Source organism: Mitsuaria sp. RG (assembly GCF_028369275.1).
GTDB lineage: Bacteria > Pseudomonadota > Gammaproteobacteria > Pseudomonadales > Pseudomonadaceae > Aquipseudomonas > Aquipseudomonas peradeniyensis.
This window is the reverse complement of the sequence record NZ_JAQMYQ010000052.1, coordinates 1-19,581: the sequence shown is the minus strand read 5'-3', so window position 1 is coordinate 19,581 and position 19,581 is coordinate 1. Positions and strand designations below refer to the sequence as shown.

Genomic DNA, 19,581 nt, shown 5'->3' with positions numbered 1-19,581 from the left:
GAGCGGGTTTACCCGCGAACACCAGCGAAGCTGGTGCCAACCACCGCGGCGCTTGCTTCGCGGGTAAACCCGCTCCCACAGGGACCTTGGTTTGCCTGTGGTTTACGTTATCTATGCCATCTCCTCCTGCGCCTGCAACCAGCGAATCACCTCGGCCACCGGCTGGATCAACTCGCCGGGAATGTACTGCTCCACCCGGCTGTCGGCGAATAGCGCCCGGGCCAGGGGAATACGTTCGAGCACCGGTACTCCTTCTTCCTCGGCAATCCGCCGCACCAACAGGGCCTGCTCGTCGGTGTACTTGAGGGTGACCAGCGGCAAGGGTGTTTCCCCGGGTTTGTAGCGCAGGCCCACGGCGATATGGGTCGGGTTGGCGACGATGACCGACGAGCGCCTGACCTCCGCGCGCAACGTGCCGTTGTGCATTTCGCGATGGCGCTTGCGGCGCTCGCGCTTGAGCTCGGGGGCGCCCTCCATCTCCTTGTGCTCGCGCTTGACCTCTTCCTTGCTCATGCGCAATTGCTTGAGATGCTGCCAGCGCTCCAGGCCGTAGTCGGCTGCCGAGATCGCCAGGAAACCCACGGCACAGACCCCGATCAGTCTGCCCATCAGGCTGCCCAGCAACGGCAGGATGCACTCGATGCCGCACGATGCCACCCGCAGCAGCGTGCGCAGGTGGTCGCTGAGCAGGCCAAGCACCAGCGCGCCGAGCAGCAGTACCTTGAGCGACGACTTGAGGAAATCGAACACGTTCCTGACCGAGAAGATTCGTTTCACCCCCTCCAGTGGACTGACTTTCTTCAGGTCGGGTGAGAGCGACTGGCCGCTGAACACGAAGCCGGTCTGCAGCAGGTTGCCGGCGATGGCGGCGAGCACGGCCGTCAGCAGGAACGGCAGGGTGAGCCATAGCAACTCATGCAGCAGTTGCTCGAGCATCAGCTCCAGCGCTTGGCGAAAGGGCAGGTAGAGCAGGGGGGCGGGGAGCATCATCAGCTCACGCAGATGCCCGAGAAAGTAGTCGGGAAAAGCCATGGGCAACGCAACCAGGCTCAGGATCAGCACCGTGGAGACCAGCTCCTTGCTCTTGGCCACCTGACCGTTGCGGCGCGCATCGCGCAATTTTGCCCGTGTGGGCTGTTCAGTTTTCTCGCTGCTCATGGTTGCTCCAGCAACGGAGCGAGCAGACTTGCCTTGGCCAGCGCGATGGACACCTGATCCTCGGCCAGTGTCATCAGCAGGACCAGGTACGGCACAAGTAGCGTGCTGCAGACCAGGCTCTTGATCGGCATGGACAGGATGAACACGTTCAGCGACGGCGCGAAGCGGCTGACCAGGGCCAGGCCGAGTTCGGCGAGGAACATGGCGATCAGCAAGGGTGCTGCGAACAGCACGCACAGGGCCAGCAGGTAATCGAACTGGGCCAGGAAGAAGGTGTTCCACTGGCTGCCGATGTGCGGGTAGAAGCTTGCCACCGGCCAGCTGGCGTAACTGCCCAGCAGTGCCCCCAGCAACCCCAGGAAGGCGCCGCCGGTGAAGAACAGGGTAAGGAGCGTCTGCGCCAGCAAGGTGCCGGAGGGGCTGGTCTGGCTGCCCAGCAGCGGGTTGAGGGTGGAGGCCAGGGTGGCGCCGCGCTGGTTGTCGATGAGAAAACCGCAGGCCTCCAGGGCCCAGAACGGGATGACCACCACAAAGCCCAGCAGCAGGCCGAGCAGCACTTCCTTGCCGATCAGCAGCCCCAGCTGCAACCCGTCCAGCTCGGCGGGCAGGGTACCGGCCACGCAGGGGTAGATGAACAGCGCCAGCGAACAGGCCACGCCATTGCGCACCAGCGCGCCGCCCAGTACCTGCTTGCCGAGGATCGGCAGCAGGAGAAAGCAGCCGAACAACCGGGGCAGGATCAGGCTGAAGCCCAGCAGCATCTGTTCAAGTGTCTGGACCGTCATCGCACCGAGGGAATCCGGTTGAGCACCAGGTCGGTGTAGCGATATAGCTCGCTGCCCATCCAGTCGGCGGTGACGAACAGGGTGACGACCACCGCCACCAGTTTGGCGACGAAGCCCAGGGTCTGTTCCTGCACCTGGGTCAACGCCTGCACCAGGGATACCAGGGTGCCCACCAGCGCGGCCATCAATACTGTCGGCAGGGAAAGGACCAGCACCAGCCACAGCGACTGGCTGGCGAAGTGCAACACTTCGGTACTGTGCATGTCAGCCTCCGTAGCTCAGCACCAGGCCATGGGAGAGTCGTCCCCAGCCGTCGAGCAGGACGAACAGCAGCAGCTTGAAGGGCAGTGAAATGGTCACCGGCGAGACCATCATCATGCCCATGGCCAGGAGGATGTTGGAGATGATCAGGTCGATGGCGATGAAGGGCAGGCAGATCAGGAAACCGATCTCAAAGGCCCGGCTCAGCTCGCTGATGGTGAACGCCGGCAGCAGCACCAGCAGGCCGTTGCCATCGACCCGCTCGGCGTAGTGGCTGGGCCATAGCTGGTGGGCGCTGTCGAGGAAGAAGGCGCGTTCGCGCTCGTTGACCTGGCCATCGAGGAAGGCGCGAAACGGCGCCATGCCTTCGTCGAGAAAACGTTCGACTGAGCGGGCATCGCCGAGGGTCGTTTCATGGGCGTTCAGGTAGTCGTAGGTAGCCATGCCCACCGGGGCCATGACGTAGATACTGAGAATGATCGCCAGGCCGTACAGGGCCATGTTCGGCGGAATCTGCTGGACACCCAGGGCATTGCGCAGCAACGAGAAGACTACGGCCATCTTCAGGAACGAGGTGGCCATGACCGCGATGAAGGGCACCAGCGACAGCAGCGCCAGGCCGAGGATCAGGCTCAGTTCGTTCGGCAGCTGGATCATGTCGGTTGCTGTTCCAGCAGGCGGTTGATCCGCACCCCGAGGCGGCCGTCGATCTGCACCAGCAGACCGGTGCCGACACAGCGCTGGTTGGCGAGGATACGCACCTGGGCATCCAGCGGGCTGTGCAGTTCGATCAGCGCTCCAGGTTGCAGGGTCGACAGCGTGTGCAGGTCGAGGGTCTGGCGACCGACTTCGAAACTGACCGGTATTGGTAGTTGCTCCAGTGTTTCCAGGGCGGTGTCGGTCACAGGGGGGGTGTCGTGCATGCGGACTAGCTCCAGGTGTGTGTCGTCGAGTTGCAGTTCGGCCCAGGGGTGGCCATCGAGCACGCCCAACAGTCGCGGGGAGCTTGGCGTACCTGCGGGCAGCAGCAGGATGTCGCCCGTGCCGAGGTCGCGCAGCTCGTGCAACGTCAGTTCGAGGGGGCGCCACTGCAGCGAGAGGTTCAGCAGGATGTTCAGGCGTTCGCGCAGTGGACGCCGTGGCAAGACCGTCAGCAGGCGCTCGCTTTCGCCTTGCACCCAGCAGGGCAGCAGGCCTTGCGTGCTGCTCAGCGTCACTTGCAGACCGGGTGTGCGGTCGATGGTTTCTGCTGGCTCGATGCCCAGGCATTGCAGGCCGGGCAGGCGAGGAGTGTCCCGTTGCAGCACCGCCAACTGCAGTGCGCTGGGGAGGCTGGCAAAGTCGGCGGCCTGCAACTGCGGTGCAAGCCATTGCGCCAGCTGCTGCCGACGACACAGCAGGCGAGTCGGTACGCCGAGCCAATCGATCTGCACGGCCAGATCCAGGTCATCGCCTGGAACGCTGACACTCAGCGAGACCTGCCCTTGATCGTCGGCATAATGGGGTTGGCGATGGCTCAGTAACTGCTGCAAGCGCAGTTCCTGGGTGTGGGCGGCAGGCAAGTTCAATGTACTCATGGTTCAGACCAGCCTTCGTCCTCTACATGGCGCTTGTTGCGTGAGCCTTGCTGGCTGTCGCCATTTGCGCCGAAGCCGAGGCTGACCGGCTGCGCGGGATCGAGCCGTTGCAGACGCTCAAGCAGGTCCGTACCGGCTACCTGCAATTGCCGCAGGGCGGCTGGCGCCGCCTGGATCTCCACCTGCAGGCCAGCGCTCACAGGGTTCATGCGTACTTCGACATGGCCCAGCTGAGGTAACTGCACCTGCAACAGGGCCTGTTCGCGGGTACCCGTCCTGCTGGCGAACAGTTGCAATTGCAGGCGCTCCACAAGCGTCTGCAGATCCTGGATGGGGGCCGCGACAGTTGCCGGCAAGGCCCTGTCGATCAGGGGGCGCTCGCCCGATGAGGCAGGGGGCGCAAGGATTGGCTCGATATCACTGGGTAGCAGACGATCCGGCACGTTGTCGGTACTGTCGCGGACGGTTTGCAGGCCCGCATCGGCACGGCTTGCCTCGGTCAATGAGGTCGGCTCGACCTCATCAAGTATCGCTGGCATGGGCTCCGGAAGGGGGCGTTCGATGACGTTCTCGATCAGCGCAGGTCGTTCTGCTGCGCAGGCGGGTGGGCACTTTGCGATCAAGGCAGCCATGCTCAGGACCACTTGGGTGACAGGGCGTTCAGGGCTGGCCTCGTCCCGGGCAGGTCGAAGGCCTGTATCCTGCGGCGCGCTGCGCTTGAACCGTGGAATTTCCAGCAGGTGTTCGAACAACAGTCGCTGCTCGTTGCAAGGCCCACGTTCAGGCGGGTCAGGCAATGGGTTGTCCGCCAGCGCAGGAACAGGCTGGGTGTTCAGCATGGCGAGCCTCCCTGGCCATGGCACTCCTCCACTTCGAGCTCCTGGCTGTGCTCTGTGCGCCGAGCGGCTTGCCGGGATGCCTGCTCGTGCAGTTGCTTGAAGCTGTCCAGCTGTTGTCTGGCCTGGGCAAGTTTCGCTTGCGCCTGCTGGCGTGCGGTGTGCTGGCGCGCCAGTGCATTCTCGCAGGCCACGACTTGTCCACGCAGGCTCGCTTCCCGCTCGCCGAGCAGGCCGACCTGGCGACGCCACTGTTCCAGGTCATGGCGCTTGGTCAGGCGCCCCACCTGCGCATCGAACAGGCGCTGCTCCTCTTCGCGGGACCAGCACCGATACGTCAGGTGCGCCTCGAGCGATTTTGCCTTGTCCGCCTGTGCCGCCTGCAAGCGGGCCTGCTGATTGCGCGCTTCGTGCTCGGCCCGTTGCAGTCGGCGTTGCTTGATGGATAACAGGGTGGTCAAGGGCACCGGGCGATCTCCAGCAGTTGTTCGAGGCTCTGCTGCAGCGAACTGTGTTCGTGCGGTGCCTGGCACAGCCAGGCACGAATGGCATCGTGCTTGTCGATGGCCAGGTCCACGGCAGGGTCCTGGCCTCGGGAGTATTCGCCGACTCGCAGCAGCAGTTCGACGTCTTCATAGCGCGCCATCCACTGGCGCAACTGGCTGGCGGCGGCACGGTGGGCAGGGCTGACCACCTGGTGCATGACCCGGCTGACCGAGCGCAGCACGTCGATGGCCGGGTAGTGGTTGGCCGCCCCCAGCGCCTGTGACAGCACGATATGGCCATCGAGGATCGAGCGGGTTTCCTCGGCGATCGGTTCGTTCAGGTCGTCGCCCTCCACCAGCACGGTGTAGAGCGCGGTGATCGAGCCCTTGTCCGAGTGCCCGGCGCGCTCGAGCAGGCGTGGCAACTGGGCGAACACCGAGGGCGGAAAGCCGCGTCGGGTCGGCGGTTCACCCGCGGCCAGGCCGATCTCGCGTTGGGCCCTGGCGAAGCGGGTCAGCGAGTCCATCAGCAACAGGACCTTGCAACCCTGGTCGCGGAAATACTCGGCCACGGTGGTGGCGACGAAGCCCGCCCGGGCCCGCTCCATCGCCGGGCGGTCGGAGGTCGAAACCACCAGCACCGCGCGGCGCAGCCCGTGTTCGCCAAGCTCGTGATGAATGAACTCGCGCACCTCGCGACCGCGCTCGCCGATCAGCGCAAGGACGATCACGTCGGCCTTCGCGTTGCGCATCAACGAGGCCAGCAGCGTGCTCTTGCCGCCGCCGGCAGGGGCGAAGATGCCGACCCGCTGCCCCTCGGCGCAGGTGAGCAGCCCATCGATGCAACGGATGCCCAGGCTCAAGGGCGTGTCGACCAGCTTGCGGCTCAAGGGCGCCGGCGCATCCCGGTGCACCGGGTACCAGGCCTGTGGTGTGGCCGGCATGCTGCCGTCGAGCGGGTTGCCGAAGCCGTCAAGCACTGTTCCCAGCAAATGATCCCCCACGCCCACGCGGTGCATGCTCCCGGTGGGGCAGACCTCGGTGCGCGTGCAAAGGCCCTGCATGTCGCCCAGCGGGGCGAGCAACGCCTGGTCCTGTTGCAGGCCGATGACCTCGGCCAGCAGCGCCTGCTCATGGTTGGGCCTGCGCAGTCGGCATAGCTCGCCGACCTGCACGCCGGGCGCCAGCGCACGGATCAGGGTGCCGGTGACCTGGGTGACCTTGCCGTTGACCTGGACCAGGGTGGCGCCGTTCACGGCAGACTTCAGGGTCTGGGGAATCTGCAGCAGCGATGGCGACATGGGTACGATGTGGGTGCGTGAATGAAGGGGACCATTCTAGGAAGCTTGCCCGGGGATGGATTTCACTGTGAGTCGCATGTTTTTAGATTCCGGTCGCTATGTGTTGCGCGCGCCGGCAGGCTAAAAAGAAGCGCCCGACGATGACAGTACGGCTGCTGGCTTGCCTCTAGCATGCCGCTCATTCATTTATTTCGAAGTGAGGTGGGGATGAGCGAAGGCATCGGCTTTGCCCGGGTTGACCCGATGGTGGACATGGGGGGCGGCTGGGAGGCGCAGGCAACCGTCCAGGCGCGGCAGGTGACCCCGATGGGGCAGCAGGCCGAGATGGCGGAGGAGCTGTCGATGGCATTCTCGTCGCTGGCCAATGCCCGGCTCAGTGCCCGCAGTCGCGTCACCGATGCGCGCCTGCATGGGCAGCAGGCGGGCCAGGCGGCCGAGGAGATGCTGGCCAAGGTGCCGGACGTCCAGCGCCGCGCCCTGGATGAACTGGTGGCCTGGTTGCGTCAGCATCCTCATCTGACACCGGGGGAGCTGGAGGCACGCCTGGATGGCTTCTCCGGCGAAGCCTGCCATCGCTACCTGGCCCTGGCCTATGCCCGTGATGCATTGGGCAAGGCGGCTGATACCCGCGACTTGCTCGGCAAGCTGGACCAAGCCATGGCAAGCATGGCGCAGACGCAAGGCCAGGCGATCGAACTGGGGATCGAGATCGGTCCGCTGGCACAGGCGACCCAGGAGCAGGGTGTCGCCGAGGTGGCCGCGCTGCGCGAGGTTTATTGCGACTTCCTGTGCGGTTATCGCGGGCTCCGGCACGCCTGGGACGACTTGCGCGCACGCTTCGGCGATGCGGCCATCGGCGATATCGCCCAGTTCATGCTCAACGGCCTGGCCAGTCATATCAGCGGGCCGTCCTCGCACCTGGACAGCAACCAGCTGCAGCAGGTCATCAGCGACATGAAGCTGGTGCAGGCCCTCAAGAAACTGGAAAGCGACACGGCCGCGCTGTTCCGCCAGCTTGCCGGAGAGCCCAGTGGCGTACGGGCCTTCTGATCTGGTCAGCGACCTGTTGGCGCTGCTCGACAAGCGCTGGATCACCGAACAGGACATCCTGCGCCTGCTCGCCGCGCTGCCGCTGGCCCCTGGCGCTCAACGTGTCCATTGCCTGCGTGAACTGCGGCGGATCTTTCGCCTGCTGCCCTTGCAGGTGTTCAGCGAAGAGGTCCAGCGCGAGCACCTGCTGGCGATCTGTCAGTTGACCATGGACCAGCTCATCGACGACGAAGAAGCGTCGCTGCATGGCGGGCGGGAGGCGTGAGCATGGACTTGTGTACTGAAGCCATGGTCCGGTTCTGTCGCGATCAGGGAGTGATTCTGGCGCATCCGCAGGAGACCTTTCAGCGTCTGGAACTTGCGGATATCGGTGTCGTGCAGTTTGAGCGACAGGCAGGGCAGTTGACACTCTGGCTGACCTTTCCCGTGCATGGAGCACTGTTTGAACGTGCCCTGTCGAATGCGCTCAGGCAGGTCCATGATCATCAGGCGCCTGGCCAACTGCTGCGTTGCGGCCTGCTGCCTGACGACCGCCTGGTGTTGCTGGTCAGCCTTGATGAGCACCGGGTGACCGAGCAGGTACTGCATGAGGCTTGCCGGCTGCTGTCGCGGGTGCGTGTCGAAGTGCTCACGGCATGAGCGTGATCGAGCGAGCCGGGCAGCTCCCTGACCTGTGGTTGCCGTCATTGGCAGCCGACACTGCGTTGCCACGGCCGGCTGGCGAACCGCTGCCGATGCCGGGGCAATCCGTGCAGGCTCATCTGCGTGAACTGTACCCGCGGCATCGGATGGAACGCCTGCGTCTGTCCTACGCCAGCCCCGAACAGGAACTGCATGCCCTGTACGACCCGCAGCGCTTCGCCACGACGCTGGACGCCCTGGCGGAGCAACTCCTCAACACCCAGGGCCGCGAGAACCGCCAGGCGGCGGCGCTGCTGCAGGCATTGCTGGCCGACCGGCATACGCTGGCGTGCTACGCCAACCTTCTGCTCAAGGTATGAATAGATGCAATTGACGATTGAACAGCGTGATGTCCTGCAGCTGTTGGCCTGGCTGCACCTGCGATGTGGCCGGCCCGAGGGCGCGCATACGTTGCTGGAGGTGCTGTTGCGGGTTGATCCCGATCACATCGCCGGGCGCCGCGCCTCGGTAGTGGCTGCATTGGAACTGGGCGACTGGGCGCGTGCCGAGCAGCAGTGCCTGGCGCTGCGTGACGCCGGTGAGCAGCGGGCCCCCCTGTGGCTGTGCCTGAGCCAGGCGCAGCAGATGGCGGGCCGGTTGGAGCAGGCCCAGGCCACCTTCGCCGAGTACCTGCGACGCAAGGCCCACCCATGAACACCTTGACCCGGGTGCTTGGCCATATCGGCGCGCGCAAGGACCTGATGCTGGCCGTGATGCTGCTGGCGGTGGTGTTCATGATGATCCTGCCGTTGCCACCGCTGTTGCTGGACCTGCTGATCGCCCTGAACATGACCATCGCCGTGGTGCTGCTGATGATGTCGGTGTATGTCGTATCGCCGCTGCATTTCTCGGTGTTTCCCTCGGTGCTGCTGGTCACCACGCTGTTTCGCCTGGCACTGTCGATCAGCACCACGCGGATGATCCTGCTGGAGGCCGACGCCGGGCAGATCGTGCAGACCTTCGGCGACTTCGTGGTCGGCGGCAACCTGGTGGTGGGCTGCATCCTGTTCCTGATCATCACCATCGTGCAGTTCCTGGTCATCACCAAGGGCGCCGAGCGGGTGGCGGAGGTCAGCGCGCGGTTTTCCCTCGATGCCATGCCGGGCAAGCAGATGAGCATCGATGGCGATCTGCGCGCCGGGGTCATCGACGTCAACGAGGCCCGCGAGCGCCGTGGCGAGGTGGAGAAGGCCAGCCAGATGTATGGAGCCATGGACGGGGCGATGAAGTTCGTCAAGGGCGACGCCATCGCCGGGCTGGTGATCATCGTGGTCAACCTGCTGGCGGGCCTGGCCATCGGCGTGATGCAGAAGGGCATGAGCGCGGCTGACGCCTTGCAGCTCTACGCGGTGCTTACCGTGGGCGATGGCATGGTCAGCCAGGTGCCGGCGCTGCTGATCGCCATCACAGCCGGCATCATCGTCACCCGCGATGGCGAAGGGGCGCGCGACCTTGGGGCGAATATCGGCAACCAGGTAATGGCGCAACCCAAGGCCCTGATGATCGGCGGCGCATTGCTGGTGTTGTTCGGGCTTGTTCCAGGCTTTCCGACGGTCACTTTCCTTACCCTGGCACTGCTGGTCGGGGGCGGTGGCTGGTGGGCGATCCGCCAACGGCGCATCGCGGAGGAGGGCCGGCTGCACACTGGTGGCCTGCCGGCGTTGCTGGCCAATGGCGCTGGCGCCCCCACGCTCAAGCCTTCCGGCAAGGCGAAGACGGCCGCTGACGCGCAAGCGTTCGCCTTGACGGTGCCCTTGCTCATCGATGTGGACAGTGGCCTGCAAGCCGCCTTGGAGGCTGCCTCGCTGAACGACGAGCTGGCGCGGGTCCGCCAGGCGCTGTATCTGGATCATGGCGTGCCGTTTCCCGGTATCCGCCTGCGTTTCAGCAGCGTGCTCGGCCCCGGCGAGTACCGCATCCTGTTGCAGGAAGTGCCGGTGGCGCGTGGCAGGCTGATGCCGGAACGGCTGCTGGTCCAGGAAAAGCCCAGCCAGCTGGCGCTTGTCGGCGTGCCCTACGAGGAAGGCGAAGCCCTGCTGCCAGGACGGGCAGCGCTGTGGGTGGAGCAGGCCCAGCGCGAGCGTCTGGAGCGCGCCGGATGCGCCTTCCTGGCGATTGACCAGGTGCTTGCCTGGCACCTGTCGCAGGTTTTGTGCGAATACGCCGGGGACTTCATCGGTATCCAGGAGACCCGCTACCTGCTGGAGCAGATGGAGCAGGGCTATGGGGAGCTGGTCAAGGAGGTGCAGCGCATCCTGCCGTTGCAGCGCATCACCGAGGTGTTCCAGCGGCTGGTGGGCGAGGGTATCTCGATCCGCAACATGCGCTCGATCCTCGAAGCCTTGGTGGAGTGGGGGCAGAAAGAGAAGGACGTGGTGCAGCTGGCCGAATACGTGCGCAGCAGCCTCAAGCGCTATATCTGCTACAAGTACGCCAGCGGGCACAACCTGCTGCCGGCCTACCTGCTGGATCCGGCGGTCGAGGAGATGATCCGCAACGGCATCCGCCAGACCAGTGCCGGCAGCTACCTGGCCCTGGAGCCTGCGCAGAGCGACACCTTTCTCGCCCAGGTGAAAGCCGTGGTGGGCGACTTGCAGGATGCCCAGGCAAGGCCCGTGCTGGTGGTGTCGATGGATATCCGCCGCTATGTGCGCAAGCTGGTCGAGGGCATCTATTTCGACTTGCCGGTGCTGTCCTTCCAGGAACTCACCACGCAGATCAACATCCAGCCATTGGGGCGCATCGGCTGACGCCAGCCTGGCGTCAGAAAGCGTACCCACAAACTACAAAATCGCGGCCGGGTCTGACGGAGCGGCCGCTTGCACCTCAATAGACTTCATCGGCATGTACCCCGGCCTTGTGCCAGGAAGGGTACCTGACCAACCGGATGCAGATGATGAGCAGTTCTATTGAAGCAAGAAGTCGCCCTGTCCCTTTGCCGTACGTAGACCGTGTCGCGCCGCCGGACACCTGGCGGGATATCAAACGGCTGGAGGCGATCCAGGATCAGCACGGGATCGTGGCCGTGGACGGCCAAGGCCAGCCGCTGAGCGCGGAGCACCGGTCGCAGGCCATCGAGACGTTGCTGGGGGCCGAGGGGCAAGCGCGTCTGGCACAGAGCCGTCCCTATTTCGAGAGCCTGTTGGCGCAACCGTTGCCCGAGCAGCATGTCGACGCGCTGTACCGATTGCTCGAGGCTTATGCCGGCTGGTTGCCGGGAGCGCCCTTGCAGCTGCAGAACCTGGGCGAGCGCCTGTGCATGGACGAGCTGGTGATGGCGGCGATGGGCCTGCGCATGCGCAAGCAGAAGGCCGAGCGCACCGAGCTCAGCGAGCAGCTCAAGTGCCTTACGGCGGAGCTGAAGATCTTCAGTGTGATCCAGTCGAAGGTCAACATGGTGATGGCCGACAAGGGCACCTTCAAGCTGGAAGACGATGGTTTCAACCTCTTCGACCGCAAGCTTTACGACCTAGATGCGGACAGTTGGGAGAAGAGCTCCGAGCGCCGATTGCTCTCGAGCCTGGATACGTTCCAGTCGGACGGGATCGTCACGGTGCGGCATTTCCTCGAGGGCGCGCAATCTGCCTCTGCGTCGAGTGAAAACGGCGGCCGCCTGCAAAAGGTCAGTGGGCCGATGAGCGACCTGAAAGCGCAGTACGCCTGGGACAAGGACAACAACCCGTTGGCCAATTTCTCCCAGGCCCTGAGCGACCGCACCCGCATCGTCAACGACAAGGTGACCGAACAGACCACCCTGCTCAACGACGTGGGCTCGCGCTACACCACCTCCACCGAGGTGATGATGAAGTTCGTCGAGACCTGGTTCTCGATGCTGTCCAGGATTCTGCAGAACTGAGGTAGGTGATGACGGCAGTACAACAGATGGCCGGCGACGATGCCGATGCCAACAACGTCGATGCGATCGAGCGCTTCTTTGGCGATGGCGGCACCTTCGCCATGCTGCGCGGGGTATGCGCGGCGCAACTGGAAACGCTTTACGCCCAGGCGTTCAACTTCTACCAGGCGGGACGGCTGGACGATGCGCTCACGCTGTTCAAGGGGCTGGCGGCACTCGACCATTATGACCCCCGGGCGTTTCTTGGCGTGGCAGGCGCGTACCAGGCGCTTGAGCGCTACCAGGACGCATTGCCGGCTTATGCCTATGGCGCGATGCTCGCGCCGCAGGACCCGCGTTTCAGCTTCCATGGCGCGCAATGCCACCAGTACCTGGGCGACCTGGCAGCGGCGCGCAGCGGCTACGAGCAGGCGCTGATCCTGGCGGTAGACAGCGAGCATGCCGGCCTGGCAGGTCAGGCGCAGGTACTGCTCGAGGCCCTGCAGCAGAAGGAGGGCGCACGTCATGCGAATTGAGCTTCTGTCTGTGGCGCAGCCGCTCCTGATACCGGCTGAAATCGAATCGGAAATGCTGCTGCCGGGCACGGCGATCCAGTTGCCCGGCGAGACCGGTACAGCGTCCAGCGTCGCAACGATCAAGCAAGACATGAGTGTCCGATTGGACCCTCCAGCGCCGCTGGCGAAGGGGCTGCATCAGGGGTTGGCATTCGACAAGCTGATCGACGCTGAAGGCCTCATGCAACCAGTGCTGGTCGCGGTACCTGATGTCGGTGCATTGATACTCGGCCAACTCGCCGGGGATATCTCCGACGCTGAACTGGATATCCGCCTCACTGAACTGCTGAGCCAGTTGGGTGCGCGCCAGACCGAGCTGAACCTGCAGCAGGTACGTCAGCTCACCGAGCAAAACCGCCAGCAGATGGCGCTCAATGCGCAGAAGATGGAGGAGGTGGCTCAGCGACACCAGGACGCCGGCACGGCGAGCGTGTTCGCCAAGGTCTTCGGCTGGGCCGCAGCCATCGTCTCCATCGTGGTGGGGACCGTCATGGTCGCCACTGGCCTTGGCGCCGTCGCGGGCGCCTTGATGATCGCCGGTGGCGTCATGGGCGTGGTGTCCATGTCGTTGAACCAGGCGGCCGAGGACGGGCATATCTCCAAGGCGGTGATGAAGTACCTCGGGCCGGTGCTGATGGCGGTCGAGGTCGCCCTGGCGCTGGCCTCGGTGGTGCTGACCTGCGGTGGCAGCCTTGCGGTGGTCGCCGCCAGGGTGGCCGGCAAGGTGAGTGGCAAGGTCGCGCAGACGGTCCTTTCAGTGGGCCAGAAGATCCAGGGCGTCGCCTCCACCGGGGTCAGCTCGACCGCCAGCGCGGGCACCCAGGCCAAGCTGCAGATGACCCTGACCGGCGCCAGCATGGCCACCACCACGCTGTCCAGCGCCGGGCAGGCGGCCAGTTCGGTGATGCAGGGGTTGGCACTGCGCAGCGAGGCGCAACTGGCGGAAATGCGCCTGCTGCTGGACCAGGGACACTGTTTTCTCGAGCAGTTGGCCAAGGCGCTTGAACAACTGCTCGCGGGGAAGGCGCAACGCTTCGAGCAACTACTGGAACTGTTGAACAACCGCAGCAAGGCCTGCACCGATATCGCTTGCCGAAACGTCATTGCCTGATCAAGGAGTCAATCATGAATCTGTCCATTTCCACTGTCGATCATTCGTCCCACGTGGATGCCCAACTGCCGGTCACCGAGGGGCAGAAGGCCGGGCTGCCGCTATGGGCGATGCTGGCCATGCCCTGCGCGGCGACGCGCGCGGTATTTGCCGAGATGCAAGGGCGGGTAAGCCTGGATACACCGCAGGCCACGCCCTGCAGCCAGGACCTGGAGAGCCTGCTGGCGATTCTCCGCGCCGCCATGCAGGTGCGTGACGGCAACGCCCAGGGACGCAGGACCCAGGCCGAAGTCAGCGTGCTGGCGAGCAAGGAGCAGATCGGCTGGATGAGAACCGCCAGCAATGCGCTGTTCGCCTCGGCTGCCGTCAGTGGTGCATTGGGCGCGTTCACCCTGACCAGCGGCACCACCGGCATGCTCAAGAACCTGGGGGATGCGCGCACGATCAAGGGCCTGGAACAAGCCAGCCATGCTGCCGAGTTTGCCAAGTCCGGTGAGGTTGCGATGGCCTCGAAAAAACTGATTGCCGAGAACCGTATCGAGGTCAAGCACCTGCAGAACGCCATCGACACCCGCAATACCACGCTGCATACGCTCAATGGCGTGGCCCAGAGCGGCGCAGCCTTCGGCACTGGCATCGCCCATGCCATCAAGTCGCTGCAGGATGTCTGGGCAAAAGAGCAGGAGCTCGAGGCGGCGGTTGCCGGCAACCAGAAGGAGCTGTTCCAGCGCTGTACCGATGACCTGGCGAAGATGATCGATCAGTTGCGTCAACTGATCCAGGAAATCCTGCGCAACGACAATCAGGGGATCAGGGCTGCGGGCATCATGGCCTGAGCACGTCAGCTTTCCTGCAAGGATGTTGCAAGCCGTAAGGATCCAGGTTCTTGCGGGTGTGAGAGTGGTCTTTTCCCAAGTTAAACGATGCTGCAAGAAGAGGTTTGTACAATGATCGAATCGGTTTCAACCAGTTGGGTGTGTGCCGCCCAGTTGCATCCAGTCAACGAGAGCAGTGACTGCGCACAGGTGAAAACCAGCGAGTCAGCGCAGCGCCTGGCGCGTCACGAGGAGCCGCAGAAGCATGGCATCCTGATGCGCCTGTTCATCGCGATTGCCGAGTTCCTCGGCTTTCGTCCCGGTGTGGCGACGGGCGGCGCGCAGGCCACGGCTTCGGCGCCGGACATGATGCGTTCATTAAACGAGCAGATGGCCAAAGGGCTGCCGGATGTCATGAGGTCGCAGGCCAGCGGGATACTGGCGAAGCAGGAGAATCTGCCAACCGAGCAGTTCATGGCCAGTTACACGGAGCAGCTCACGGGCAGCAATATCATGCGTAACGCCAACTGCCTGTTGTCGAATGTCGTCAAGCTGGGCGAGCTTGTGCCAGAGCTGAAGGTTGGGACGAGCATCACCGAGGTCGATATCGTCGGTGGCTACTCTTTGCAAGAGGCCCAGTTTCCGGACAATATCAAACTGATGCAGAACGATCCGATGGCTGCCGCCAAGGTGCTCGATGCGGTGATTTTCCTGGCTTCGAAGTTTGCCGAGTTTCCGGATCCCGAGCAGGTAGGACCTGAAGCGGTGGTGGCGTTTGTCAAAGAGGTCGATGCCGAGTTCATCGACCTGTTCGCCCAGAAGTCCGATGCGCTGGCGCCAGTTGTCGTGGCGCAAGCATACGACGATGCCGCTTCGGTGGTAGCCGGCACTTTGGCCGAAGCGAGCCCTGCACAGCCTGTGGAGCCTGAAGCGAGTTACGGTGGGGCGACCATCGGACAGCCTGATCCGCTAACATCGTTGAAGGACGTCAAGCTCGGATTTGTCAAGATCGACGATGAGGTCGCTCTGCCAACGCGTAATGACTTCAACGCGACCATGCATTCGCTGCAACGGCCGACCAGTCCGCTTTCTCAGTCATTTGAGCACCTGGAGCGTCTTGCCGAGCATGGCAGTGCCGCCGAAAAGGCAATCGCTTCAATGGTGCTGGACCACACGGCGATAGGGCAGACCCACTCCTACGGCGACCTCTTCGGGCAGCGTAAGCTGGAACCCGATCTGTTGCAGGCCCACTCTGCGCTCTCGTTCGTGGACACACTGCAGAAGAAGCTGGACATGGCAGGGCGTCTGCTCGGCAACCTGCAGGCTGCCGACGCGGCTTGAGCTTGAGACTGGCTGGAGCCTCAGGGCCCCGGCCAGCCTTTCGAATCCCTTTAGGTCACCCGCTGTGAAACCAGCCCAGGGTGATCATTGCCACCACGATATAGCGCCCGCCCTTGGCCAGGGTGACCAGCAGCACGAAACGCCAGAACGGCTCGCGCATGATCCCGGCGATCAAGGTCAGCGGGTCGCCGATCACCGGCATCCAGCTCAGCAGCAATGACCACTGGCCCCAGCGCTGGTAGCGTTGCTGGGCGCGTTCCAGCTGGCTGGCGCTGAACGGGAACCAGCGGCGTTCGCGCAGGTGCTCGATGGCCCGGCCCAGCAGCCAGTTGACGATGGAACCGAGCACGTTACCGAGCGTGGCCACCAGCAGCAGGGTCGCCCAGGCGCCCGGTTCGCGCAGCAGCAGCCCGACCAGCACGGTCTCGGACTGCAGCGGCAACAGGGTGGCGGCGCCGAAGGCGCTGAGGAACAGCGCCCCGAGGCTGAGCATCAGTAGTTGGCGACCACGGTATCCTGGCCATCCCGGGTCACGCCGATGACCTGGTAGGCGTCCTTGTGGTCACCCATTTCCATGCCCGGCGAACCCATCGGCATGCCCGGCACCGCGATACCCTTGAGGTCGTTGCGTTTGGCCAGCAGACGCACCTGCTCGGCCGGGACATGGCCTTCGACGAACTTGCCGTCGATCACCCCGGTGTGGCACGACGCCAGGCGTGGCTCGACGCCCAGGCGCTGCTTGACCGCGCTCATGTTTGGCTCGACGTGGTCGTTGACGGTGAAGCCGTTATCGCTCAGGTGCTTGATCCACTCCTTGCAGCAACCGCAGTTGGGGTCGCGGTAGACATCGATGGTCTCGGCGGCCTGTGCCAGGCCGGTGACGGCCAGCAGGCCGAGGGTGAGCAGGTGTTTGCGCAGCATGGTGGAGCTCCTGTGAAACAAAACACATCTGGTTGATCTGCACGGACCCTGTGGGAGCGGGTTTACCCGCGAATGCGTCAGCGAGTCCACCATTGCATTCGCGGGTAAACCCGCTCCCACAGGGGCGACGTCAGGCCTTAAAAACGCAGGCGAACCCCGGCCACCAGCCGGGTCTGGCCGATGTCCTCGCCATCCTCCCTGGCCTGCTCGGCGCGGTTGCCGTGCAGGCGGTTGAAGCTGACCCCGACATAGGGCGCGAACGCGCGGGTGATCTCGTAGCGCAGGCGCAGGCCCACTTCGCTTTCGGCCAGCCCCGAGCCCTGTTCGCGCCCGGCGTCGTTGCGACCAAAGAAGTTGGCCTCGACGGTCGGTTCGAGGATCCAGCGATTGGTCAGCAGCATAGCGTAACCGGCCTCCAGGCGCAGCGCGGTCTGCTGCCGCTCGCCGGCGTAGGCGGTGGCTTCCAGCTCCAGGCCGTAGAGCGGCGTGCCCTGGATGCCGAAGGCGGCCCAGCCCTGGCCGCTGGCGGGCTTGAAGTCCTGGCGCACGCCACCGACCAGTTCCCACCAGGGGCTGATGGCATGGCCCCAGAGGGCCTGCAGCTCGGCCTTGTGGGTCTTGCCTTGCTCCCGCTCACCCTCGGTGCGCAGCCACAGGCGGTCGATATCGCCGCCGACCCAGGCAGTGGCGTTCCAGTTCAGGGCGCCGCTGCTTTCGAAGTTCTGGTACTCCAGTTGGTCGACGATCACTGCCCAGTTGGTCGCCCGGTCGTGCACCTGATGCCCCGGCAACGGCGGGAAGGCGGCGCGGCGATCGGCATCGGTGATCACCGGCAGCGGTGTGCGCGGTTGGCCGGGGGCCGCCGCCGCGTGGTTCATCTGGCTGTGGTCCATGGGCATGCTGGTGTGGTTCACCTGGCCGTGGTCCATCTGCATGGCGCCATGGTTCATGTGGTCCATGCCCGCGGCCAGGGCCCGTTCACTGGCCAGCAAGGCCATCAGCGCGACACCGGTGACGATGTGGCGGTTGCGGTTCTCATTCATCGACCCGTACCTCGCGGAACATGCCGGTCTCCATGTGGTAGAGCAGGTGGCAGTGATAGGCCCAGCGGCCCAGGGCATCGGCGGTTACGCGGTAGCTGCGCCGGCTGCCGGGGGGCATGTCGATGGTGTGCTTGCGCACCAGGAAGCGCCCTTGTTCATCCTCCAGGTCGCTCCACATGCCGTGCAGGTGGATGGGGTGGGTCATCATGGTGTCGTTGACCAGGGTGATGCGCACCCGTTCGCCGTATTTCAGGCGCAGCGGCTCGGCATCGCTGAACTTGATGCCGTCGAACGACCAGGCGAAGCGTTCCATGTGGCCTGTCAGGTGCAGCTCGATGTCCCGCGACGGTTCGCGTCCGTCCGGGTCGGAGTAGGGGCTGCGCAGGTCGGCGTAGGTCAGCACCCGGCGGCCGTTGTCGCGCAGGCCGATGCCGGGATCGGCCAGGTTGGCCCGGGGGGCCATGGTCTGCATGTCCACCAGCGGGTTGTCGGTTTCGCTGGCGGGGTGGCCTTGCATCATGGCCATGCCGGCCATGTTCGAGTGGTCCATGCCCGCCATATTGCCGTGGTCCATCGCTGGCATGTTCGAATGGTCCATCTCACCCATGCCGCCGTGGCCCATGTCGTCCATGGTCAGCACCGGACGCGGGTCCGGCTCGGGCACGGGGGCCTGCAGACCCGCCGCGCGGGCCAGGGTGCCACGGGCGAAGCCGGTGCGGTCCATGCTCTGGGCGAACAGCGTGTAGGCGGGCAGGTTGCCCACGGTGACCAGCACGTCATAGGTCTCGGCCACGGCGATGCGCAGCTCGTCCACGGTCACCGGGGTCACCGGCAGGCCGTCGGCGGTGATCACCGTGAGCTTCAGGCCCGGAATGCGGAAGTCGAAGTAGGTCATCGCCGAGGCATTGATCAGGCGCAGGCGTACGGTCTCGCCGGGCTGGAACAGGCAGGTGAAGTTGCCGTCCGGGGGCTGGCCGTTGAGCAGGTAGGTGTAGCTGGCGGCGCTGATGTCGGCCAGGTCGGTGGGGCTCATGCGCATCTTCGCCCAGGCCCAGCGATTGTCGACGGCCTTGCCCCAGCCGTTCTCAGCAACATCATCGACGAAGTTGCCGACCGTGCGCTTGTGGTAGTTGAAGGCGTCTGACTGCTTCTTCAGGGTGGCCATCAGGGCTTCCGGCGCCTGGTCCGACCAGTCGCTGAACAACAGCACATGGTCGCGTTGGTACTTGTGCGGCTCGGGTTCGCGGGGCTCGATGACGATGGCGCCGTACACGCCGGCCTGCTCCTGCAGCCCGGAGTGGCTGTGGTACCAGTAGGTGCCGCTCTGGCGCAGGGTGAACTGATAGAGGTAGTCGCCGCCGGGCTCGATGCCGGCGAAGCTCAGGCCCGGCACGCCGTCCATGTTGGCCGGCAGGATGATGCCGTGCCAGTGGATCGAGGTGGGCTGGTCCAGGCGGTTGCGCACGCGCAGGGTCACGGTGTCGCCCTCGCGCCAGCGCAGCTGCGGGCCGGGCAGGCTGGCGTTGATGGTCTGCGCGGTGCGTGGGCGGCCGGTGATGTTGACCGGGGTCTGGCCGATGAACAGGTCGAACTGCTGGCCGCTCAGGTCATGCAGCGGCAGACGGCCCTCGGCGGCCTGGGCCAGCGGGCGCCAGAGGCCGAGGCCGGCCAGGGCGCTGGCGGCACCCAGGCCCTTGACGAAGGTGCGGCGGGTTGGAGTCGGTGGCATGGCATGTTCTCGGTGCTGGCAAGGTCCATCCGATCGCGGGGGGGGGCCGCCCCCCCCGCGGGGCCGGGGGCCCGCCC

At 64.8% G+C, this 19,581-nt stretch carries 23 protein-coding genes; 11 read left to right on the top strand and 12 right to left on the bottom strand.

The genetic code is table 11. From position 1 onward, the window contains the following. Positions 1-111: 111 nt before the first annotated feature. The 8 genes from sctU to sctN are packed head-to-tail and all read right to left on the bottom strand — an operon-like array spanning position 112 to position 6,403. Positions 112-1,158 (bottom strand): type III secretion system export apparatus subunit SctU, encoded by a 1,047-nt coding sequence (gene sctU, locus POF53_RS22395; RefSeq protein ID WP_498969494.1) that lies wholly within the window; start codon positions 1,156-1,158, stop codon positions 112-114. Continuing rightward, positions 1,155-1,943, bottom strand: coding sequence for a type III secretion system export apparatus subunit SctT (gene sctT, locus POF53_RS22390; protein WP_203651991.1), 789 nt, complete (start codon positions 1,941-1,943; stop codon positions 1,155-1,157). The genes sctU and sctT overlap by 4 nt, the downstream gene beginning before the upstream one ends. Then, the gene (gene sctS / locus POF53_RS22385; RefSeq protein WP_232857008.1) at positions 1,940-2,206 is read right to left on the bottom strand and encodes a type III secretion system export apparatus subunit SctS; all 267 of its coding nucleotides are present in this window, start codon (positions 2,204-2,206) and stop codon (positions 1,940-1,942) included. Before sctS ends, sctT begins: the two co-directional genes overlap by 4 nt. Before the next feature lies 1 nt (position 2,207). After that, on the bottom strand, positions 2,208-2,861 hold the full coding sequence (sctR, locus tag POF53_RS22380) for a type III secretion system export apparatus subunit SctR (protein ID WP_498969491.1): 654 nt from the start codon (positions 2,859-2,861) through the stop codon (positions 2,208-2,210). Then, positions 2,858-3,781 carry a type III secretion system cytoplasmic ring protein SctQ gene (sctQ, locus tag POF53_RS22375; protein ID WP_498969489.1) on the bottom strand — a complete coding sequence of 308 codons (924 nt, stop codon included), beginning with the start codon at positions 3,779-3,781 and terminating at the stop codon, positions 2,858-2,860. The genes sctR and sctQ overlap by 4 nt, the downstream gene beginning before the upstream one ends. After that, the gene (locus POF53_RS22370; RefSeq protein ID WP_498969487.1) at positions 3,778-4,620 is read right to left on the bottom strand and encodes a type III secretion system needle length determinant; all 843 of its coding nucleotides are present in this window, start codon (positions 4,618-4,620) and stop codon (positions 3,778-3,780) included. Before POF53_RS22370 ends, sctQ begins: the two co-directional genes overlap by 4 nt. After that, on the bottom strand, positions 4,614-5,084 hold the full coding sequence (gene sctO / locus POF53_RS22365; protein WP_203651996.1) for a type III secretion system stalk subunit SctO: 471 nt from the start codon (positions 5,082-5,084) through the stop codon (positions 4,614-4,616). Before sctO ends, POF53_RS22370 begins: the two co-directional genes overlap by 7 nt. Further along, a complete protein-coding gene (gene sctN / locus POF53_RS22360) occupies positions 5,075-6,403 on the bottom strand; it encodes a type III secretion system ATPase SctN (protein ID WP_232857012.1) in 1,329 nt (442 codons plus the stop codon). The genes sctO and sctN overlap by 10 nt, the downstream gene beginning before the upstream one ends. A gap of 207 nt (positions 6,404-6,610) precedes the next feature. On the opposite strand from sctN, the gene POF53_RS22355 reads away from it, so the two are divergent. The 11 genes from POF53_RS22355 to POF53_RS22305 all read left to right on the top strand — a co-directional run bounded on the left by POF53_RS22355 (position 6,611) and on the right by POF53_RS22305 (position 15,811). Continuing rightward, positions 6,611-7,453 (top strand): HrpJ domain-containing protein, encoded by an 843-nt coding sequence (locus POF53_RS22355; protein WP_232857013.1) that lies wholly within the window; start codon positions 6,611-6,613, stop codon positions 7,451-7,453. Next, complete coding sequence (locus POF53_RS22350; protein WP_203651998.1) at positions 7,434-7,718, top strand: TyeA family type III secretion system gatekeeper subunit; 285 nt, start codon at positions 7,434-7,436, stop codon at positions 7,716-7,718. The genes POF53_RS22355 and POF53_RS22350 overlap by 20 nt, the downstream gene beginning before the upstream one ends. Positions 7,719-7,720: 2 nt before the next feature. Further along, positions 7,721-8,092, top strand: coding sequence for a type III secretion system chaperone family protein (locus tag POF53_RS22345; RefSeq protein ID WP_498969484.1), 372 nt, complete (start codon positions 7,721-7,723; stop codon positions 8,090-8,092). After that, positions 8,089-8,454, top strand: a complete 366-nt coding sequence (gene sctX / locus POF53_RS22340; protein WP_498969481.1) for a type III secretion apparatus assembly protein SctX — start codon at positions 8,089-8,091, stop codon at positions 8,452-8,454. The genes POF53_RS22345 and sctX overlap by 4 nt, the downstream gene beginning before the upstream one ends. Before the next feature lie 4 nt (positions 8,455-8,458). Continuing rightward, on the top strand, positions 8,459-8,788 hold the full coding sequence (gene sctY / locus POF53_RS22335) for a type III secretion apparatus assembly chaperone SctY (protein WP_234562358.1): 330 nt from the start codon (positions 8,459-8,461) through the stop codon (positions 8,786-8,788). Then, entirely contained in the window at positions 8,785-10,884 is a 2,100-nt protein-coding gene (gene sctV, locus POF53_RS22330) for a type III secretion system export apparatus subunit SctV (protein ID WP_203652005.1), read from the top strand. The genes sctY and sctV overlap by 4 nt, the downstream gene beginning before the upstream one ends. Before the next feature lie 185 nt (positions 10,885-11,069). Further along, positions 11,070-11,990 (top strand): virulence-associated V antigen, encoded by a 921-nt coding sequence (locus tag POF53_RS22325; protein ID WP_254464946.1) that lies wholly within the window; start codon positions 11,070-11,072, stop codon positions 11,988-11,990. Between the two features lie 8 nt (positions 11,991-11,998). Beyond that, positions 11,999-12,505 (top strand): SycD/LcrH family type III secretion system chaperone, encoded by a 507-nt coding sequence (locus POF53_RS22320; protein ID WP_254464948.1) that lies wholly within the window; start codon positions 11,999-12,001, stop codon positions 12,503-12,505. After that, the gene (gene sctE / locus POF53_RS22315) at positions 12,495-13,655 is read left to right on the top strand and encodes a type III secretion system translocon subunit SseC family protein (protein WP_254464950.1); all 1,161 of its coding nucleotides are present in this window, start codon (positions 12,495-12,497) and stop codon (positions 13,653-13,655) included. Before POF53_RS22320 ends, sctE begins: the two co-directional genes overlap by 11 nt. Positions 13,656-13,669: 14 nt before the next feature. Beyond that, complete coding sequence (locus tag POF53_RS22310; RefSeq protein ID WP_254464952.1) at positions 13,670-14,491, top strand: hypothetical protein; 822 nt, start codon at positions 13,670-13,672, stop codon at positions 14,489-14,491. A gap of 111 nt (positions 14,492-14,602) precedes the next feature. Further along, the gene (locus tag POF53_RS22305) at positions 14,603-15,811 is read left to right on the top strand and encodes a hypothetical protein (RefSeq protein WP_254464953.1); all 1,209 of its coding nucleotides are present in this window, start codon (positions 14,603-14,605) and stop codon (positions 15,809-15,811) included. Positions 15,812-15,866: 55 nt separating this feature from the next. Here the strand turns inward: POF53_RS22305 and POF53_RS22300 are convergent, their stop codons facing one another. From POF53_RS22300 to POF53_RS22285, 4 genes are all read right to left on the bottom strand, one after another. Further along, positions 15,867-16,304 (bottom strand): YqaA family protein, encoded by a 438-nt coding sequence (locus POF53_RS22300; protein WP_254464955.1) that lies wholly within the window; start codon positions 16,302-16,304, stop codon positions 15,867-15,869. Beyond that, positions 16,304-16,732, bottom strand: a complete 429-nt coding sequence (locus POF53_RS22295) for a DUF411 domain-containing protein (RefSeq protein WP_203652022.1) — start codon at positions 16,730-16,732, stop codon at positions 16,304-16,306. The genes POF53_RS22300 and POF53_RS22295 overlap by 1 nt, the downstream gene beginning before the upstream one ends. Positions 16,733-16,869: 137 nt before the next feature. Beyond that, positions 16,870-17,775 (bottom strand): copper resistance protein B, encoded by a 906-nt coding sequence (locus POF53_RS22290; RefSeq protein WP_498969476.1) that lies wholly within the window; start codon positions 17,773-17,775, stop codon positions 16,870-16,872. Continuing rightward, positions 17,768-19,504: a copper resistance system multicopper oxidase gene (locus POF53_RS22285; RefSeq protein WP_254464959.1), complete on the bottom strand. Its 1,737-nt coding sequence runs from the start codon at positions 19,502-19,504 to the stop codon at positions 17,768-17,770. Before POF53_RS22285 ends, POF53_RS22290 begins: the two co-directional genes overlap by 8 nt. Between the last annotated feature and the right edge of the window lie 77 nt (positions 19,505-19,581).

Coding starts and splice junctions, on each gene's coding strand:
- sctX (WP_498969481.1), top strand. CDS start 8,089: ATGAGCGTGATCGAGCGAGCCGGGCAGCTCCCTGACCTGTGGTTGCCG.
- POF53_RS22295 (WP_203652022.1), bottom strand. CDS start 16,732: ATGCTGCGCAAACACCTGCTCACCCTCGGCCTGCTGGCCGTCACCGGC.
- POF53_RS22320 (WP_254464948.1), top strand. CDS start 11,999: ATGACGGCAGTACAACAGATGGCCGGCGACGATGCCGATGCCAACAAC.
- POF53_RS22290 (WP_498969476.1), bottom strand. CDS start 17,775: ATGAATGAGAACCGCAACCGCCACATCGTCACCGGTGTCGCGCTGATG.
- sctN (WP_232857012.1), bottom strand. CDS start 6,403: ATGTCGCCATCGCTGCTGCAGATTCCCCAGACCCTGAAGTCTGCCGTG.
- POF53_RS22310 (WP_254464952.1), top strand. CDS start 13,670: ATGAATCTGTCCATTTCCACTGTCGATCATTCGTCCCACGTGGATGCC.
- sctE (WP_254464950.1), top strand. CDS start 12,495: ATGCGAATTGAGCTTCTGTCTGTGGCGCAGCCGCTCCTGATACCGGCT.
- sctT (WP_203651991.1), bottom strand. CDS start 1,943: ATGACGGTCCAGACACTTGAACAGATGCTGCTGGGCTTCAGCCTGATC.
- POF53_RS22355 (WP_232857013.1), top strand. CDS start 6,611: ATGAGCGAAGGCATCGGCTTTGCCCGGGTTGACCCGATGGTGGACATG.
- POF53_RS22300 (WP_254464955.1), bottom strand. CDS start 16,304: ATGCTCAGCCTCGGGGCGCTGTTCCTCAGCGCCTTCGGCGCCGCCACC.
- sctV (WP_203652005.1), top strand. CDS start 8,785: ATGAACACCTTGACCCGGGTGCTTGGCCATATCGGCGCGCGCAAGGAC.
- sctQ (WP_498969489.1), bottom strand. CDS start 3,781: ATGAGTACATTGAACTTGCCTGCCGCCCACACCCAGGAACTGCGCTTG.
- POF53_RS22370 (WP_498969487.1), bottom strand. CDS start 4,620: ATGCTGAACACCCAGCCTGTTCCTGCGCTGGCGGACAACCCATTGCCT.
- POF53_RS22305 (WP_254464953.1), top strand. CDS start 14,603: ATGATCGAATCGGTTTCAACCAGTTGGGTGTGTGCCGCCCAGTTGCAT.
- sctU (WP_498969494.1), bottom strand. CDS start 1,158: ATGAGCAGCGAGAAAACTGAACAGCCCACACGGGCAAAATTGCGCGAT.
- POF53_RS22285 (WP_254464959.1), bottom strand. CDS start 19,504: ATGCCACCGACTCCAACCCGCCGCACCTTCGTCAAGGGCCTGGGTGCC.
- sctY (WP_234562358.1), top strand. CDS start 8,459: ATGCAATTGACGATTGAACAGCGTGATGTCCTGCAGCTGTTGGCCTGG.
- sctS (WP_232857008.1), bottom strand. CDS start 2,206: ATGCACAGTACCGAAGTGTTGCACTTCGCCAGCCAGTCGCTGTGGCTG.
- POF53_RS22345 (WP_498969484.1), top strand. CDS start 7,721: ATGGACTTGTGTACTGAAGCCATGGTCCGGTTCTGTCGCGATCAGGGA.
- sctR (WP_498969491.1), bottom strand. CDS start 2,861: ATGATCCAGCTGCCGAACGAACTGAGCCTGATCCTCGGCCTGGCGCTG.